This window comes from Corallococcus sp. AB018 (assembly GCF_003986945.1).
GTDB lineage: Bacteria > Myxococcota > Myxococcia > Myxococcales > Myxococcaceae > Corallococcus > Corallococcus exiguus.
In genome coordinates this window covers 13,612-32,023 of sequence record NZ_RAWR01000116.1, presented here as the reverse complement: position 1 = coordinate 32,023, position 18,412 = coordinate 13,612, and the positions used below count along the sequence as shown (strand labels likewise).

Annotated in this window: 11 protein-coding genes; all 11 read left to right on the top strand. The window is 69.3% G+C overall.

Annotation, left to right across the window (positions count from 1 at the left end):
- Window positions 1–645: glycoside hydrolase family 16 protein (locus D7Y11_RS24025; protein WP_148139228.1), on the top strand; the 645-nt coding region annotated here is incomplete at its 5' end.
- Entirely contained in the window at window positions 642–2,285 is a 1,644-nt protein-coding gene (locus D7Y11_RS24020) for an ABC transporter substrate-binding protein (RefSeq protein WP_120577655.1), read from the top strand. The genes D7Y11_RS24025 and D7Y11_RS24020, both read left to right, overlap by 4 nt.
- Window positions 2,286–2,287: 2 nt before the next feature.
- Window positions 2,288–3,271 (top strand): ABC transporter permease, encoded by a 984-nt coding sequence (locus tag D7Y11_RS24015; protein WP_121780460.1) that lies wholly within the window; start codon window positions 2,288–2,290, stop codon window positions 3,269–3,271.
- The gene (locus D7Y11_RS24010; RefSeq protein ID WP_126934888.1) at window positions 3,264–5,030 is read left to right on the top strand and encodes a dipeptide/oligopeptide/nickel ABC transporter permease/ATP-binding protein; all 1,767 of its coding nucleotides are present in this window, start codon (window positions 3,264–3,266) and stop codon (window positions 5,028–5,030) included. Before D7Y11_RS24015 ends, D7Y11_RS24010 begins: the two co-directional genes overlap by 8 nt.
- The gene (locus tag D7Y11_RS24005; protein ID WP_120577652.1) at window positions 5,027–6,022 is read left to right on the top strand and encodes an ABC transporter ATP-binding protein; all 996 of its coding nucleotides are present in this window, start codon (window positions 5,027–5,029) and stop codon (window positions 6,020–6,022) included. The genes D7Y11_RS24010 and D7Y11_RS24005 overlap by 4 nt, the downstream gene beginning before the upstream one ends.
- Window positions 6,003–7,373, top strand: a complete 1,371-nt coding sequence (locus D7Y11_RS24000; RefSeq protein ID WP_121754258.1) for a GH1 family beta-glucosidase — start codon at window positions 6,003–6,005, stop codon at window positions 7,371–7,373. Before D7Y11_RS24005 ends, D7Y11_RS24000 begins: the two co-directional genes overlap by 20 nt.
- Window positions 7,370–10,681 (top strand): hypothetical protein, encoded by a 3,312-nt coding sequence (locus tag D7Y11_RS23995; protein WP_121754257.1) that lies wholly within the window; start codon window positions 7,370–7,372, stop codon window positions 10,679–10,681. Before D7Y11_RS24000 ends, D7Y11_RS23995 begins: the two co-directional genes overlap by 4 nt.
- A 13-nt stretch (window positions 10,682–10,694) precedes the next feature.
- Window positions 10,695–11,252: a hypothetical protein gene (locus D7Y11_RS23990; protein ID WP_169820693.1), complete on the top strand. Its 558-nt coding sequence runs from the start codon at window positions 10,695–10,697 to the stop codon at window positions 11,250–11,252.
- Entirely contained in the window at window positions 11,249–11,917 is a 669-nt protein-coding gene (locus D7Y11_RS23985) for a putative glycoside hydrolase (protein WP_120577648.1), read from the top strand. The genes D7Y11_RS23990 and D7Y11_RS23985 overlap by 4 nt, the downstream gene beginning before the upstream one ends.
- Window positions 11,918–12,234: 317 nt before the next feature.
- On the top strand, window positions 12,235–16,635 hold the full coding sequence (locus D7Y11_RS23980; protein ID WP_233607379.1) for a discoidin domain-containing protein: 4,401 nt from the start codon (window positions 12,235–12,237) through the stop codon (window positions 16,633–16,635).
- Between the two features lie 99 nt (window positions 16,636–16,734).
- The gene (locus D7Y11_RS23975; RefSeq protein ID WP_120577646.1) at window positions 16,735–18,405 is read left to right on the top strand and encodes a M1 family aminopeptidase; all 1,671 of its coding nucleotides are present in this window, start codon (window positions 16,735–16,737) and stop codon (window positions 18,403–18,405) included.
- Window positions 18,406–18,412: the final 7 nt, after the last annotated feature.

Genomic DNA, 18,412 nt, shown 5'->3' with positions numbered 1-18,412 from the left:
GGGTGGGGCAATGGCCAGTACGAATACAACACGTCGCGGGCGGAGAACGCGTCGCTGGACGGCGAGGGCCACCTGGCCATCACCGCGCGCCGTGAGCGCTATGGCAACAACGACTACACGTCCGCGCGCCTGACGACGAAGAACCGCTACAGCAAGGCCTACGGCCGCATCGAGGCGCGCATCAAGCTGCCCACGGGCCGGGGCATCTGGCCGGCGTTCTGGCTGCTGGGCGCGGACGTGGACTCCGTCGGTTGGCCGGCCTGCGGCGAGATCGACATCATGGAGCACAAGGGGCAGATCCCCTCCGTCGTCAGCAGCGCGGTGCACGGGCCGGGCTACTCCGGTGGCTCGAACCTCGGCCGCCAGCACGCCGTCTCCGGGCCGCCGCTCGCCGAGGACTTCCACATCTACGCGGTGGAGTGGGAGCCGGAGCTCTTGCGCTTCATCGTGGACGACACCGTCTTCTTCGAGGTGACGCCGAAGAGCCTGCCGTCCGGCCGGAAGTGGGTCTACGACCATCCGCACTTCATCATCCTGAACATCGCGGTGGGCGGCTCGTTCGTGGGGCCGCCGGACTCCAAGACGGTGTTCCCGCAGACGATGAAGGTGGACTACGTGCGCGTCTACGAAAGGGCCGCGCAGTGAGGTTCGCCCGCGCGCTCCTGCCGTTGGCGCTGCTGGTGGCGTGCTCGTCCGAGCCGCGCCCCCGGCCGCCGGGCGTGCTCTTCGTCTCCGTGGAGCAGCAGAGCGCGTGGGTGCGCAACTTCAACCCGCTGTTCGCGGGCGCCGGTGCGCGCTGGCCCACCCGGGCGGGCGTGTACGAGTGCATGGAGATCTTCAGCTCCGCGCAGGGCAAGTGGGTGCCGTGGCTCGCCACCGGCCACGCGTGGTCGGAGGACCAGCTCACGCTGCGCTTCAACGTGCGCGACGGCGTCCTCTGGTCCGACGGCAAGCCCTTCACCGCGGACGACGTCGTCTACACCTTCGGCCTGCTCAAGCAGCACCCGGCGCTGGACGCGGGCGGCGTGTGGCGCTTCCTCACGGACGTGAAGACGGAAGGGAAGGGCACCGTCGCCTTCACCTTCTCGCGCGTGTACCTGCCGGGCTTCAGCGACCTGGCGCATCAGATCATCGTCCCCCAGCACGTGTGGAAGGACGTCGCGGACCCGGTGACGTTCACCAACCCGGAGCCGGTGGCCACCGGGCCGTTCACCCAGGTGACGCTGTTCCGCAACCAGGTCTACGAACTGGGCAGGAACCCGCACTACTGGCAGCCCGGCAAGCCCGCGGTGTCCGCGCTGCGCTTCCTCGCGTTCCCCACCAACGACCAGGCCAACATGGCGCTCGTGGAGGGGGAGGTGGACTGGGCGGGCAACTTCGTGCCGGCCGTGGACCGCACCTTCGTGTCGAGAGATCCCGCGCACCACGCGCGCTGGTTCCCGCTCTACGGCAGCACCGTCTTCCTCTATCCCAACACCACGCGCCCGCCGCTGGATGACGTGCGCGTGCGCAAGGCGCTGAGCATGGCGCTGGACCGCGACCGGCTGGTGGAGGTGGCCATGTATGGCTACACCCGCCCCGCGGACGCCACCGCCCTCAACGACGCGTACACCGGCTGGAAGGACGCGGAGGTCGCCAAGGACGCGTGGACGCACTACGACCTGGCCGCGGCGAACAAGCTCCTGGACGAGGCGGGCCTCACGCGCGGCTCGGACGGCATGCGGCGCCTGAAGGATGGGCAGCCCTTCGCGCTGGATCTGGAGGTCGTGAGCGGGTGGTCGGACTGGGTGCGGGCGGGGCAGGTGGTGGGCCGCGACCTGCGCAAGCTGGGCATCGGCGTGACGCTCAAGACATACGAGTTCGGCACCTGGTTCACGCGCCTGCAGAAGGGCGAGTTCCAGCTGGCCATCTCCTGGTCGCTGGACGGCCCCACTCCGTACAACTTCTACAAGTGGCTGTTGTCGCCGCGCACGGTGCGGCCGGTGGGCGAGGTGGCCGCGGCCAACTGGCACCGCATGGGCGACGCACAGGCGGATGAGCTGCTCGTGCGCTTCGAGCGCGCCGGCACGCCGGAGGAGCAGCACGCGCTGATGTCCCAGGTGCAGCAGCGCTTCTCCGCCACCGCGCCCGCCATCCCGCTGTTCCCCAACCCGTCCTGGGGCGAGTCCAACTCCTCGCGCTTCACGGGCTTCCCCACCGAGCAGAACCCCTACGCGCGGCTCGCGCCGCACGCGGAGCCCGACAGCCTGCTGGTGCTGACGCAGCTGTCCCCGAGGGAGCGCTGACCATGGGCCGCTACATCCTCCGGCGAATGGGCTTCTACCTCATCGCCGCGTGGGCCTCGCTCACGCTCAACTTCGTGATTCCGCGCCTGGCTCCCGGCGACCCGGCCGCGGCCATGTTCGCGCGCTTCGAGGGCAAGGTGGCGCCGGAGGCCATGGGCGCGCTGAAGGCCGCCTTCGGCTTCACGGACGCGCCGCTGTACGCCCAGTACTTCACCTACCTGAAGCACCTGGTGCAGGGCGACCTGGGCATGTCCTACGCCTACTTCCCCGCGCGCGTGACGGAAGTAATTGGCACCGGCCTGATGTGGACGGTGGCCCTGGCGGGCGTGGCCGTCATCATCAGCTTCGTGGTGGGGTCCTTCCTGGGCGTGCTCGCCGCGTGGAACCGGGGCGGGTGGCTGGACTCGGGGCTGGCTCCGGCGCTCGCGTTCCTGGGGGCCTTCCCGTACTTCTGGCTGGCCATGCTGGCGCTGTACCTCTTCGGCTTCGTGCTGGGGTGGTTTCCGCTGCGCCACGCGTACGGACACGACATGGAGCCGGGGCTGTCGTTCGCGTTCGCCGCGGACGTGGCCCGCCACGCGGTGCTGCCCGCGTCCTCCATCGTGGTGGCCACGCTGGGCGGCTGGATGCTGGGCATGCGCAACACGATGGTGGCCACGCTGGGCACGGACTCCATCCGCCTGGCGCACGCGCGCGGCCTTCCGCCTCGCCAGGTGATGCTGCGCTACGCCGCGCGCAACGCGCTGCTGCCCAACGTCACCAGCTTCGGCATGGCGGTGGGCTTCGTGCTGTCCGGTTCGCTGCTGACGGAGATCGTCTTCTCCTATCCGGGCACGGGCTACCTGCTCATCCTCGCCGTGCGCAACCAGGACTACCCGCTGATGCAGGGGCTCTTCCTGGTCATCACGCTGGCGGTGCTCGCGGCGAACTTCGCCGTGGACCTCATCTGCCTCTGGTTGGATCCGAGGACCCGCGCCCATGCGTGACTTCCTGCGAAGGCTCTCCCGCCACCGGAAGGCGGCGGTGGGCGGCGGCCTGCTCTTGTTCTTCCTGTTGCTCGCGGTGGTGGGGCCCTTCTTCGTGATGGACCCCACGGACCTCGTGGGCCGGCCGCACCAACCGCCCAACGCGGCGCACTGGTTCGGCACCACCGGCCAGGGACAGGACGTGCTCGCGCAGACCGTGGTGGGCGCGCGCCAGACGCTGGCGGTGGGCTTCGCGGTGGGCGCGCTCGTGACGCTGGTGGGCGCGCTGGTGGGCATCACCGCCGGCTACCTGGGCCGCCGCGTGGACGACGTGCTGTCGCTCACCACCAACGTGTTCCTGGTGATCCCCGGCATGCCGCTGGCCATCGTGCTGGGCGCGTACCTGCCGTCCGGCCCGCTGCGCATGGTGGCGGTGCTGACCGTGGCGGGCTGGGCCTGGAACGCTCGCGTGTTCCGCGCGGAGTCTCTGGCCTTGCGCGGGCGCGACTTCGTGTCCGCGGCGGTGGTGACGGGGGAGAGCCACTCGCGCATCGTGTCGCGGGAGCTGTTGCCCAACATGGCGTCGCTGGTGGGCTCGTCGTTCATCGGGAACACGCTCTATGCCGTGGGCGCGCAGGTGGGCCTGGAGTTCCTGGGCCTGGGCGACGTGAGCGTGGTGACGTGGGGCACCAACCTCTACTGGGCCGGCAACGACGCGGCGCTGCTCACGCGCTCCTGGTGGATCTTCGTCCCCACGGGCATGTGTATCGCGCTCGTGGGCTTCGCGCTCACGCTGCTGAGCTCCGCCATCGACGAGCTGACCAACCCCTCGCTGCGCGTGCACAAGCCGGCGGCGCTGCCCGCGAGCACCGCCCCGCGCGCGCACCTGGAGAAGCCGGTACCGGGCGTGCTCCTGCGCGTGCAGGACCTGTGCATCGACTACGCGACGGAGAAGGGCGCTTCCCGCGTGGTGGACTCGGTGTCGTTCGACGTGGCGCCCGGCGAGGTGTTCGGCCTGGCGGGTGAGTCCGGCAGCGGTAAGTCCACCATCGGCTCCGCGCTGCTGGGCCTCTTGCCTGCCTCCGCGCGCGTCGCGCAGGGGCGCATCCTCTTCAACGGCATGGACGTCACCGCGCTGGAGGGCCCGGCCCTGCGCGCGTTCCGCTGGCGCCAGGTGTCCATGGTGTTCCAGAGCGCCATGAGCGCGCTCAACCCGGTGCTCACCCTGGGCGAGCAGTTCCACGACACGCTCGCGGCGCACGGCCGCGTGTCGCGCGCCACGTCCTACGCCCGCGCGCGGGAGCTGCTGGGCATGGTGGGCCTGTCGCCGGACCTGGTGACGGCGTGGCCGCACCAGCTCTCCGGCGGCATGCGGCAGCGCGTGGGCATCGCGCTGGCGCTGGCCCTGGAGCCCCGGCTGATCATCATGGACGAGCCCACCACGGCGCTGGACGTCGTGGTGCAGAAGGAGCTGCTCCAGCGCATGGTGGAGCTCAAGCAGCGGCTGGGCTTCGCCATGCTCTTCATCACGCATGACCTGCCGCTGCTGCTCGCGCTTTCGGACCGCGTGGGCGTGCTCCAGGGCGGCAAGCTGGTGGAGGTGGACACGTCCGCCAACCTGCGCGCCGGGGCCCGCCACCCGTACACGCAGCTGCTGCTGTCCTCGTTCCCGCACCTGTCCGCGAAGGACGCCGCTCCGCCGCCGGTTCAGAAGGCGCCGGAGCTGACCGTGTCCCGTCCGTCCACGCGCGTCGCCGCCATCCCTGGAGGTCACCGATGAGCGCGCCCCTCCTGGAGGCGGAAGGGCTCACCCGCAGCTACCTGGCGGGCGGCTTCTTCTCCCGCGAGCGCAAGCCCATCCTCAAGGGCGTGTCCTTCTCCCTCCAGCCAGGGGAGATCGTCGCGCTGGTGGGCGAGTCCGGCAGCGGCAAGTCCACGCTGGCGCGGCTCCTGGCCCGGCTGGACATGCCGGACGCGGGGCAGCTGCGGCTCGCCGGGCGCGACGTGCTGGCGGACGGCAGCGCGCAGGCGTCGCTGGACTACCGCGGCCGGGTGCAGATGGTGTTCCAGGATCCGTTCGCATCCCTCAACCCCGTGCACACGGTGGCCTATCACCTGGAGCGGCCGCTCGTGCGCCATGGCCGGGTGCCGAAGTCCGGCCTGCGCACGCGGGTGTTGTCGCTGCTGGAGTCCGTGGGCCTGACGCCCGCGGAGGCCTTCGCGAAGCGCTACCCGCATGAGCTGTCCGGCGGCCAGCGTCAGCGCGTGGCGGTGGCTCGCGCCCTGGCGGTGGAGCCGCAGGTCATCATCGCGGACGAGCCCACGTCCATGCTGGACGTGTCCACGCGCAAGGGAGTGCTGCAGCTGCTTCGCGGCCTCACGCAGGAGCGCGGCATCGGCATCCTGTTCATCACCCACGATCTGGCGAGCGCGCGCCACCTGGCCGACCGCATCCTCGTGCTCTACGCGGGCACCGTGGTGGAGGCGGGCAGGGCGGATGAAGTGCTGCGCCAGCCGCGCCACCCGTACACGAAGCTGCTGCTGTCCGCGGTGCCGGATGGGGACGACTTCCTCCAGGCCGCGCTGCCGGTGCGCCCCGCCACGGGGTCGCCGCCGCTCGTGGGCTGTCCCTTCGCTCCGCGCTGCCCGGTGTCCGAGCCGCGCTGCTCCACCCTCACGCCTCCCGACGTCCTGCCGGCCGCGAATCACCTCGTCCGCTGCCACCTTGAAGTTCCGAAAGGAGTTACCGCCGATGCGTCAGTTTCCTCCTGACTTCCTCTGGGGAGTGGCCACCTCCGCGTATCAGATTGAGGGCGCCACCCGAGTGGACGGCCGGGGCGAGTCCATCTGGGACCGCTTCGCCGCCACCCCGGGGAAGATCCAAGACAAGTCCGACGGCTCGGTGGCCTGTGAGCACTACCGCCGCTGGCCGGAGGACATCGAACTGATGCGCTGGATGGGGCTGAAGTCCTACCGCTTCTCCATCGCGTGGCCGCGCATCCTCCCGGAGGGCCGCGGCCGGGTGAACGCGGCGGGCGTGGACTTCTACTCGCGCCTCGTCGACTCGCTGCTGGGCGCGGGCATCGAGCCCTTCGTCACGCTCTACCACTGGGACCTGCCGCAAGTGCTGGAGGACCAGGGCGGCTGGCCCGCGCGCGCCACCGGTGACGCCTTCGTGGAGTACGCGGACGTCATCAGCCGCGCCCTGGGCGACCGCGTGAATCGGTGGATCACCCACAACGAGCCCTGGTGCATCAGCTACCTGGGCTACGGCAACGGCGAGCACGCACCGGGCCACAAGGACTGGTCCAAGATGCTGGCCGCGGCGCACACGCTGATGGTGTCGCACGGCAACGCGGTGAAGGTGCTGCGCGCCAACGTGAAGAACGCGGAGGTGGGCATCACCCTCAACCTCACGCCGGGCGAGCCCGCGTCGCCCAGCCCGGAGGACGCGGACGCGACCCGCGACTTCGACGGCGGCTTCAATCGCTGGTTCCTGGAGCCGCTCTACGGCCGGGGCTACCCGCAGGATGTGATTGAAGACCACGTGAAGGCGGGCCGCATCGCGTCCCCGAACCTGGACTTCATCCAGCCCGGCGACCTGGAGACCATCGCCGCGCCCACCGACTTCCTGGGCGTGAACTTCTATTCGCGCGCCGTCCTGCGCAGCAACCGCATCCCGGAAGAGCAGAACGCGCCCCGCACCGTGTTCGTGCGCCCGGACAAGACGGACATGGACTGGGAGGTGTGCCCGGCCTCCCTCACGCGCCTGCTGGTGCACCTGGAAAAGGAATACAAGCCGGGCCCCATCTACATCACGGAGAACGGCTGCGCGTACTCCACCACCCCCAGCGCGGACGGCCGCGTGCACGACGTGCAGCGCGTGGAGTACCTGCGCGGGCACCTGGCGGCGTGCGGTGACGCCATCGAGCAGGGCGTGAAGCTGGCGGGTTACTTCGCGTGGTCGCTGCTGGACAACTTCGAGTGGGCCTACGGGTACACCAAGCGCTTCGGCCTGGTGTGGGTGGACTACGCCACCCAGCAGCGCATCCCGAAGGACAGCGCCCATCTCTATCGCGACGTCGTGGCCCAGAACGGCCTGGACGTGGAGCAGGCCGCTTGAAAAGGCTCTTCCTGACGACGTGTCTGGCGTTGTGCGGTGGCGCCCCGGCCTGGGCACAGGTGTCCGGTGCGGGCTCGCCCCTCCAGTCTCCGCCCACCGCGCAGCCGCCCTCCGCCGGCCCCGTGGATGCCGCCGCGCCCGTGCCGGGGCAGGCGACGTCCGAGCCGCAGGCGCCCGCGGACGCTCCCATCGCTGCGCCGGCGGCTCCGGCCCCGCAGGCCGTCGTGTCTTCGGACGCGAAGCGCACGACGGTGACGCGTGTCATCCACGACGAGCGCGGCTTCAAGCTCCAGGTGGACGGGAAGGACTTCCCCGTCCACGGCGTGAACTGGGGCTACACGCCCATCGGTGAGAACTACCGGTACTCGCTCTGGACGCAGCCGGAGGACTTCATCAAGCAGGTGCTGGCGAAAGAGATGGGGATGCTCCGCGACGCGGGCTTCAACGCCATCCGCCAGTTCGACGACATCCCGCCCGTCTGGGTCGAGTACATCTACCGGAACTACGGCATCCACACGCTGCTCAACCCGCTGATGGGACGCTATGGCCACCCGGTGAACGGGGTCATGGTCGTCAACATCGACTACTCGAACCCGGACCACCGCAAGGCCATCCTCGGCGCGTTGGCGGAGAAGGTGGAGCTCTACCGCGACGTGCCCGGCGTGCTGATGTGGCTGCTGGGCAACGAGAACAACTACGGCCTGCACTGGACGTCGTTCGAGATCGAAGCCCTGCCGGGCCACGAGGACGCCGCCCGCGCGGAGTCGCTCTATTCGCTCTACGGCGAGGCGGCCCGCACGGTGAAGAAGCGGGACACGAACCACCCCGTGTCCATCGCCAACGGCGACCTCCAGTACATCGACCTCATCGCCAAGCACTGCCAGGACCTGGATGTGCTGGGCACGAACGTCTACCGCGGCCCCACCGCGCGCGACCTGTTCGCGGAGGTGAAGGCCAAGCTCAACAAGCCGGTGTTCTTCAGCGAGTTCGGCGCGGACGCCTATGACGCCCGCGCGGGCCGCGAGGACCACGTGGCGCAGGCGGAGTACCTGCGCACGCAGTGGGAGCAGATCTACCTGGAGGGCTACGGCCAGGGCCTGTCCGGCACCGCCATTGGCGGCTTCGTGTTCCAGTGGGTGGACGGCTGGTGGAAGCACGGCCAGGAGTCCAACCTGTCCATCCACGACACCACCGCGACGTGGCCCAACGGCGGCTACGCGGCGGACTTCGTCCCCGGTCAGAACAACATGAACGAGGAGTGGTTCGGCATCGCGGCCCTGGGCCCGCCGGACTCCAACGGCATCAGCGGCATCCAGCCGCGAACGGCCTACTACGTCCTCCAGGCCGTGTTCCGCCTTGACCCGTACGCAACGACGACCAACCCGGACTCCATCCGCGACTACTTCGCGGGCATCCGTCCGTCCGCGCTCACCAGCGGCTACACCTCGTCGGTGGCTCTGGCGCGCACGGAGGAGCTCAGCGCGGTGCGGGTGTCGAACCTGCGGCTGCTGCTCGACAGCTCCCTGTCGCGCGGAAGCATCGCGACGGTGCGGCCCAACCAGAGCTCGGCGGACCACACCGAATCCATCTTCTTCGACCTGGCGTTGCAGCCGGCCAGCGGCGTCTACGGCCGCGCGTCGTTCAACGTCGTGGGCAACGTGGCGCAGAACCGGCTCAACAACCTGTTCTACGAGAACCGTGGCACGCCCTCCACGCCGACCTCGGGTGACATCCCGGTGGGCCCCGGCGCCCCGGCGCGTGAGCAGTCCGCGTTGGAGCGCTTCGCCCTGTACCAGGCGGAGTTCAAGTTCGACCGCTCGGACTTCGCGCTGGAAGGCTACTACCGCACCGGCCACTACCACTGGGGCGAGGAGGGTGACTTCTTCAACCTCTACCGCGAGGCGAACTACGGGCCGAACCTGGACATCTACCACGGCAACGCGCCCTTCGGCGTGGTGTTCAGTGGCAAGAAGGCCATGGATGGGTTGAAGGTCGCCGTCGGGCCGGAGCTGTACTGGGGCGCCAACCCCTCCGTGGTGGCGAAGTACCGCAACAACGTGGGCCCGGTGAACGTGACGCTGGTGCACCAGGAGGACCTGGCGCAGGGCTCGTCGTCGTCCACGGCCTCCGTGGTGCGCGAGCGCATCGCGCGCAGGACGGCGCTCAACTTCCAGTACGCCACCGGCAAGCTGGTGCTGGACGTGGGCGGTCTGCTCTCCGCGCCCCAGCGCATTGGCGAGACGTTCACCTATACGCGCGCCGCGCCGGAAGGCGGCCCCAGCTACCTCAACAGCGGCTACGACGTGCTCCAGGACAAGGTGCAGTTCCTGGACACGCTGGGCGCCAAGGCGCGGCTCACCTACGACATGGGGCCGGTGCGCTGGCTGGTGCAGTCCTCCTTCCGCGGCCTCGTCGCGGACAGCGGGCCGGAGCAGGGCAACATCATCACCGGCTGGAGCCTGCGCGAGAGCGGCCGCGGCAACCACTACGCGGGTCAGCTGGGCGCGGCGTTGCAGTTCGGTTCCATCCAGGTGTCGCCCAACGTGCTGTACCAGCGGCCCCTCATCGGGCCGAACCCCACCATCTCGGACGCGTACGACCCTGGCACCGGCATGTACTACGCGGGCGTGCGTCCGCGCAGCGTGCTGGTGGACTCGTTCAGCGTGCTGGACAACCGCGAGACGCTGGGCGGCGAGCTGCTCATCACCTTCGACCCGACGCCGGGCACCTGGTTCTGGTCGTGGGACCGCGACATGCGCGAGGACGCGCCGTTCGCCGCGGGCCTGGACATCGTCTACCGGCACCAGCCCACGTCGCGCGACGCGGGCATCGCCATCCTCGCGGACGGCAGCACCATCGCCTTCGGCAGCGCGCCAGTGGCCCGCGATGAGTGGGAGACGTCCCTGCGCCTGGTGGGCAACCCCACCCAGCGCCTGCGCCTGTACGGCACGGCGTACGTGGGCAGCCAGCAGTCCTCCGGCGAGGACAACCGGCAGATCCACCGCTTCGGCCTGGACGGCTCCGCGCTCTTCGACACGCTGCTGCTCGCGGCCCAGCTGCGCTTCAACGACTGGGGTCCGTACGACTACCACCGCGTCTTCAACCTCACCTACCCGGTGCAGCTGGGCGGGGACCTGTCCTACGGCTTGAAGAAGCCGGTGCTGGGCGCGGTGTCCACGCGCTTCGGTCTGCGGGGGCTGGTGCGCATGCTGGATGAGTACTCGGAGGGCCTCAACGATCGGGGCATCACCGAGGGCCTGAAGGGTCGCGAATACGAGGTGGGCGCGTATGCCATCCTTTCTCTCTGAGGGGACACGCAACATGAGGACTGGTTTCCTGCTGGCCGCCGCCGTGGCCGCGCTGTCCGGCTGCTACGAAGACCCGACCATCATCTACGGCAAGTCGCTGGACGACATGACCTTCACGGTCACCGACCCGGCGATGGGCATCTACCCGAACACCTCCGTGCTGGATGACCCGAACAACCCCTTCGCGCTGTCGGGGGTGGGCACGGAGACGAAGTGGCAGATCCAGTCCGGGGCGGACCCCGTGGCGGCCTACTACTCGTGGGCCACGGTGCTCGCGAACGGGCCGTACGGTGAAGCGCAGTACTACGTGGCCCTCAACTTGGCCGCCATCTACCAGCGGGGCCTGGCGGACCAGGGCAGCCTGGCGCAGACGCGCGAGATGGCGGTGAAGGCCTACCAGTCCGTGCTCGACAACTTCCCGGACGCGGTGACGTACGACGCGTCCGGCACGGTGGCCTACGACCTGGTGACGCCCGCGTACAAGGGCGTCGTCGAGCTGGGCGGCACCGTGGCTGGCGGCTGGGTGATGGTGAAGACCTCCAGTGGTGCGGACCGGGCGGTGAAGCCATGAAGAAGCCAGTGTGGGGCCTGTTGCTGCTGCTCGCCGCCTGCCGCCCGGATCCGGGCCCGGCGGACTACTCAGGCCAGGAGCTGCCGGACGACCAGAACCCCGACGGCGGGACGCAGCCCTCGGACATGCTGCCGGGGCCGTTCCCCTACGAGGCCGGCAAGGCCCGTCTGATGGTGGGCATCTTCTACGAGACGGGCCGCTCGCAGGAGATCATCCTCGACAACATCGACTCCAACTTCTACCTCTACGAGAACACCGTCTACGTGGAGTCGGACCCCGACCACGTCGAGGGCAAGTCCGCCGACCGCATCGTGCAGAACGGCAAGCCGTGGATGGGCTTCGGCGTGCACTGGAAGCAGACGCACAACTTCGATGCGTGGAAGACGCTCCACGTCAGCATGAAGTCGTCCGACGCCGCCTTCGCCAACGTGAAGATCGGCATGACCAGCGGCACGGGCACCGCTGAGAAGGGCAACCCGCTCACCGTCACCAAATATGGCTGGGCGAACGATGGTGAGTGGCACCACCTGGCCATCCCCGTCGCGGACTTCGTCGCGGCGGGCCTGAAGCTCAATGACGTGTCGTCACCGTTCACCTTCGCGGCCGAGGGTGGCACGACCGGTCAGTTCCTCCTGCTCGACAACCTGTACTTCACCGCGGACTAGGCAGGAACGCAGTGCCAGGAAGGGCGGGCCGGCTGTCGCCGTGTGACAGCCGGAGCGCCCGAGCCTTGTCTTGACGCCGCCGTCACGCCCCCGCGTGCGGTGTCGCCAGGGCAGGGCTGCAGTTGTTTCAGCCGGGCAGTCCCCTTGCGTCCGCCGCGCGTCCTGGCGGTGCGTGCGAACGCGCGTCACGGTGTTCCTACCCAAGGAGTCGTCCCCCAATGTCTGAATCCTTGCCGCAATTGTCAAGCAGGGGCGCAAGCCCATGTCTCCGTGAAGCACCGCGCGTCTGGCTATTACAGGCCTTCGCGACGGTGCTCATGCTGGTGTCCCTCCTGGGCGCGTCCGACGCCCGCGCGCAGACGAACGTCGCGCTGAACAAGACCACCTATACCTCTTCCGCGGAGGCTCCATTCCTGGGCCAGTACGCGGTGGACGGCGACGGTGGCACCCGCTGGGCCAGCGGCTTCACGGCGAACGAATGGATCACCGTGGACCTGGGCCAGACGCGCACCATTTCGCGCGTGGTGCTCACCTGGGAGCCGGCCTACGCCACGGTCTACAAAATCCAGGTCTCCACCAACAACACCACCTTCACCGACGCGCTGACGGTGAACACCGGCGACGGCGCGACGGACGACCTGTCCCTGCCGGCTGGCACCACCGGCCGCTACGTCCGCATGCAGGGCGTCACCCGCGCGCTGCCCGCGTATGGCTATTCGCTGTGGGAGTTCGCCGTCTATGAGACGGGCGGTACGCCGCCTCCCACCAACACGGACCTGGCGCGCAACCGTCCGGCCACCGCGTCCAGCGTGGAGGCGGACGCCGCGGGGCTCCAGCCGGGCTTCTCGTTCGACAACGACATCAACACCCGTTGGGCCTCCGCGCAGGGCGTGGATCCGCAGTGGATCCGCGTGGACCTGGGGTCGTCCCAGGTGGTGGGCAAGGTGGTGCTGGACTGGGAGGGCGCGTACGGCAAGACGTACACGATTGACGGCTCCAACAACGACACCAGTTGGACGACGCTCAACACGGTGACCAACGGCGCCATCGGCCGCCGGGAGATCCCCGTGTCGGGCACGTACCGCTACATCCGCATGCGCGGCACGGAGCGCGGCACGGGCTACGGCTACTCGCTGTGGTCCTTCGAGGTCTACCAGAACGGGGGCACCACGCCGCCGCCCACTCAGACCACCAACCAGACCATCAAGCTGAACTTCCCGGAGCTGGCGTACGCGAAGATCAACGTATCGCCCGCGCCGCTGTCGGTGACGCCGGTGCCGGAGGAGGGCAACACCACGCCGTCCGTGCGCAACCCGCCCGGGCCCTTCACCTACCAGCTCACGTTCCCGCCCAACACGACGGTGACGCTGTCGAAGAACCAGTTCTCCCCCACGCAGCCCAACACGGACATCCGCCTGGCGGTGGTGGACTACAACGGCGTGCAGCAGCGCGCGCAGTCCGTCACGGCGCTGGCGGTGCAGGGCGCGGACTGGAACGTGGAGATCTTCTCCACGGGCAATGGCCCCACGGACCCTCGCGACCCCACCATCATCCCGGACCCGTACGTGGCGCCCGCGCCGCTGGCTGTTGCCGGTGCGTTCCGGCTGTCCGCGCCGGGCAACAACGCGATGATCACCGCGTCCCGCCGTCCCACGCTGTCGTGGGCCACGGTGACGGGCGCGACGAACTACAAGGTCTACGTCAACCTCACGCGCAACGACTACGACTGGATGGCGGCGGGCAACCTGTTGGATCGCTACACGCAGGTGGCGTCGCAGACGGGCACGTCCTTCACCTTCACGGAGGACCTGCCGGACCGGTGGACGTACAAGTGGTACGTGGTGGCCACGCTGTCGGGTGGCACCACGTCGCGCTCGGACATCGGCAACTTCAGCGTGTACCTGCCGGTGGTGGAGACGCAGGCGGACGGCGTCAACCTCGTCAACGGCGTGCGCGACCTGAACAAGAACGGGACGATTGAGCCGTACGAGGACTGGCACAACCCCATCTCCGTGCGCGTGAACGACCTGCTGGGCCGCATGACGCTGCGCGAGAAGGCGCTGCAGATGTTCTACGACGCCAAGACGTACCCGGAAGCCGGCTTCCAGATGGGGCCCCTGTCGCCCACGGACATCCCCATGTTCCAGAAGGCGTCCGCGGCCACGCGTCTGGGCATCCCGCACATCGACGCGGGTGACTCCATCCACGGCTACAAGACGAGCTGGCCCACGCAGCCGGCGCTGGCGGCCACGCGCGACCTGGACACCATCTACGAGATGGGTGACATCCAGCGCCGCGAGCAGCTGGCCATTGGCAGCCGCGGCACGCTGTCTCCGCTGGCGGAGGTGAACACCAAGGTCCTGTATCCGCGCACGCAGGAAGGCAACGGCGAGGACGCGGACCTGGCGGCGGGCATCACCCGCGCGCTCATCGCGGGCCTCCAGGGCGGTCCGGAGGTGAACCCGAGCTCCATCTGGGTGACGACGAAGCACTGGCCGGGGCAGGGCGCTGGCGGTGAGGCGGGCATCACCTACGACGGCACCACCATCCACTACCACATGCGTCCGTGGCACGCGGCCATCGAGGCGGGCACCAGCGGCATCATGCCGGGCTACGCGGGCAGCTGGCTGCTGGGGCCGGAGGGCTACGGGGCGGGTGACAACCCGGGCATCCTCAACTACCTGCGCAACCAGCTGAAGTACGACGGCGTCATCTGCTCGGACTGGCTGCCGTCGGGTTCGTGGGTGCGCTCCGCCACGGCGGGCTCGGACGTGATGGGCGGCGCGACGCCGCAGGCCATGGCCAACTTCGAGAACGAAGTCCCCGTCGCGCGCATCAACGACTCCGTGCGCCGCATCCTGGACCTGAAGTTCCGCCTGGGCATCTTCGAGGATCCGTACAAGCAGGGCCCGGCCGGCACGTCCCAGTGGCACACCGCGGACAGCAAGGCGGCGGTGCGCCGCGCCTCCCAGGAGGCCATGACGCTGCTCAAGAACGATGGCGCGCTGCCCATCCGCCTGCCGGCGGGCGGCAAGCTGGTCATCGCGGGCCCGCGCGCGGACGACATGTCCTGCATGGTGACCTGGCGTTCGGACTTCCACGGCAACGAGTTCGGCGACCCGACCATCTACGCGGCGGTGAAGGCGCGCGCGGAGGCCGCGGGGCTCACGGTCTACAAGGACAACGCCCCCGCGGGCGTGACGCCGGACGCGGCCATCGTGGTGGTGGGCGAGAGCTACTTCACCCACGGCACGGAGTGGGACAAGGAGAAGCCGTACCTGCCGGGCGACCCGATTGGCCCTACCCACGACGCGAAGTGGGGCGACCAGTACGGCATCATCAACAGCTTCAAGTCGCGGGGCATCCCCACGACGGTGGTGTTGATCAGCCCGCGTCCGTACGTGCTGACGAACGTGGTTCCCCTCTCCAACGCGCTGATGCTGGCGTACCGCCCCGGCGACATGGGCGGCTACGCGGTGGCGGACGTGCTGTTCGGTGACGTGCTGCCTCGGGGCAAGACGCCCTGGCAGCTGCCGCGCGGCATGAACCAGATAGGCACGGACGTGGAGAACAACCAGCTGGAGAAGTGGGACCTGCCGTTCGACCTGGGCGCGACGGACGCGGAGCGCACGGCCATCCGCCAGAAGATCGCGGCGGGCCAGCCGGTGCCGCCCACGTACGGCAACCCGCTGTACCAGTACGGCGCGGGCATCCAGGGCTTCGGCCTGACGGACGCGACGCCTCCCGTGGCGTTCAACCTGCTGACGCCGTCAAACAACCTGGTCATCACCGGCACGCGTCCGGCGTTCACCTGGGCGGCCAGCAGCGACCCTCAGACGGGCATCCAGCGTTACGAGGTGTACCTGGACGGCGGCGCGATGCCGGTGGCCATCACCAAGACGCCGTCGGCGGCGCTGGACGGACTGAAGCTGGCGAACGGGGTGCACACCTGGTTCGTGAAGGCGTTCAACTGGGCGAACGGCGTCACGCAGTCCGCGACGTTCACCTTCACGCTGAACGACACGACGCCGCCCGCGGCCTTCGCGGCGCTGTCGCCGTCGGCCGGGCAGTCGGTGCCGGGCACGTCCACGCGCTTCATCTGGGAGCAGACGACGGACGTGGGCGCGGGCGTGGCGGAGTACGTCCTCATCGTGGACGGCACGGACCGCACCCCCTCCATCCTGCGCAGCACGCCGGTGCCGGCGGGCACGAACCTGGCGCGGGGGAAGAATGCCTACGCCACGTCCGTGGAGTTCGGCAGCGCGAACGACGCGGTGGATGGCAGCCTGGCGACGCGTTGGTCCAGCGTGGGCACGGCGACCACGGGTGACACGGAGTCCATCACCGTCGACCTGGGGGCCATCTACTCGCTCAAGCGCATCGTGCTGAACTGGGAGGCCGCCTACGGCCGCCGCTATGTGCTGGAGTCGTCGCTGGACGGCTCCACCAACTGGACGGCGCTGCGGACGGTGGACACCGGCGACGGCGGCATCGACGACTGGACGGTGGCCGGCGTGGGCCGCTACGTGCGCATGCGCGGCGTGCAGCGCGCGACGGCGTACGGCTACTCGCTGTGGGAGTTCGAGGTGTACGGCGTGGGCACGGAGCAGACGACGCTGAACGGTCTGTCCACGGGCTCGCACACGTGGCGCGTGCGCGCGGTGGACGGCGCGAACAACACCACGCTGTCCTCGGGGCCCATCACCTTCACGAAGTAGGGTGAGGACTTGAGATAGGGGAGGGGCGGCCGGAGTGATGGCCGCTCCTCTTTCTTTTTCATTACGACCCAACGGAGCGCCCGGGGCCGTATCCGTGTCGTGCTCCTGAGCTGGATCCGATGCTTCACGCTGTCGTGCTTCGTCCTGGGCGTGACGGGTTGCGAGTCCGACGATCCGCCCCTGGAGTCACCGGACGCGGGCGGGGTGGTGCTGGCGTCCACGGTGGAGCGCTACGATTTCGCATTCGACCTCACCACGGGGGAGGCGTCGTCCCGGCTGTGGTTGGACGTGGAGGCTGGCGCGCGGGGCTGCGTGTCCCTTCCAGCTCGCGCGGAGGTGACGGACGTGCGGTGGGGCGGTGCGCCTCCCGAGAGCTTCCGCCTCGCGGACGGTCGGATGGAGGTTTGCGGCGTTGCGCCGCTGGAGGGGCCGTTGTGGCTCGACAGCCGGCTGCGTGTGCCGGAGTCCACCGTGCCGTACACGCAGGTGGGGTTCTCACGGCGGTTGGATGCGCAGGGCCGTCCCTTCACGTATCTGCTGGGCTGGTTGGAGTCCTGCGACCTCTTCGGGCCGTGTGACACTGCGCCCGGGAGGCTGGCGCACTTCACCTTCGACATCACGCACGCGCCCGGTGACGGGGTGCTGTGTCCGGGGAACCTGTCTCGGAGAGATGAAACACATACGCGCTGCGAGCTCCTGGGGACGCGAGCCCCCACGTACTCCGCCTTCATGGTCGCTTCGCATCCGGCGTGGGAGCGCACGCGGCTGGTGGACACGGACGTGGGGTGCGTGGAGCTGTATGAGCCGCCAGGGGGACTGCTCGGGCCGGCGATTGACGCGGGCGCGGTGGCGGAGTTCCTGGCGCGGATGACGGCCCGCTTCGGGCCGCTGCCCTATGGCCCCGAGCTGCGCGTGGCCAGCGGGCGCACGGACTGGTTGGGCATGGAGCACCCGGCCAACATCGTGCTGCGCGACGACCTGCCATGGATGGGCGGGCCCTACGCCAACGTGACGATGCACACGTTGATGCATGAAATCGTGCACCAGTGGGCCGGTGACCGGACGACGCTGGCGAGCGCGGAGGACTACCCGTGGAAGGAAGCGGTGGCGGAGTACCTCACGTATGTCTTCGAGGACGAGCACCGGGGTGAAGACGCCGCGGTCACGCTGGCGTACTGGGACCGGCTGGCGCGGACGGCCTCCTACCATCTGCGTCCACGAGACACGCCCAAGCCGTCCTTCCTCTCCTTCGTGAATGACATCTACGGTACGGGCCCGCTGATCCTCCTGGTTCAACTGGAATCCCTGCTGGGTCGCGAGCAGGTGCTGACGGGGCTCCAGGCGTTCCTGGCGGAGCCGGGAGTCCGGAGCATCGAGGACCTGCGCCAGGCGCTCGAAGGCGCTTCAGGAAGGAACCTGCGGCTCTACTTCGACACCTGGGTGGATGGGGAAGGGGAGCCGGACTGGCCGTACTTCCAGGTGGAGTGGAGCCAGGGGGACTCGTTGACGTTAAGGGTGACGCAGCGGACGGAGACCGGGAAGGTGTATCCCTGCGAGGTGGAGTTGGAGCTTCAGGGGGCGGTGCCGGAGGAGCGACGGCGGGTAACGGTCTCCTACGGGCTGGCCCCGGAGTCCGCGACGGCGGGGTTCACGGTGAAGGGGCTGCCGTGGAAGGTCCAGCAGGTCGCGGTGGATCCGCGCAATCGCCTGGTCAATCGCAGGAGCCTGGGGCTGGCTCGGGAGCCCGTTCCCCAGCGCTGGCGGTTGTGATCGATCC

Bases quoted from the DNA above. Each gene is read 5' to 3' on its own strand.
- D7Y11_RS24015 (WP_121780460.1), top strand. From the start codon at position 2,288: ATGGGCCGCTACATCCTCCGGCGAATGGGCTTCTACCTCATCGCCGCG.
- D7Y11_RS24010 (WP_126934888.1), top strand. From the start codon at position 3,264: ATGCGTGACTTCCTGCGAAGGCTCTCCCGCCACCGGAAGGCGGCGGTG.
- D7Y11_RS24005 (WP_120577652.1), top strand. From the start codon at position 5,027: ATGAGCGCGCCCCTCCTGGAGGCGGAAGGGCTCACCCGCAGCTACCTG.
- D7Y11_RS24000 (WP_121754258.1), top strand. From the start codon at position 6,003: ATGCGTCAGTTTCCTCCTGACTTCCTCTGGGGAGTGGCCACCTCCGCG.
- D7Y11_RS23990 (WP_169820693.1), top strand. From the start codon at position 10,695: ATGAGGACTGGTTTCCTGCTGGCCGCCGCCGTGGCCGCGCTGTCCGGC.
- D7Y11_RS23985 (WP_120577648.1), top strand. From the start codon at position 11,249: ATGAAGAAGCCAGTGTGGGGCCTGTTGCTGCTGCTCGCCGCCTGCCGC.
- D7Y11_RS23980 (WP_233607379.1), top strand. From the start codon at position 12,235: ATGCTGGTGTCCCTCCTGGGCGCGTCCGACGCCCGCGCGCAGACGAAC.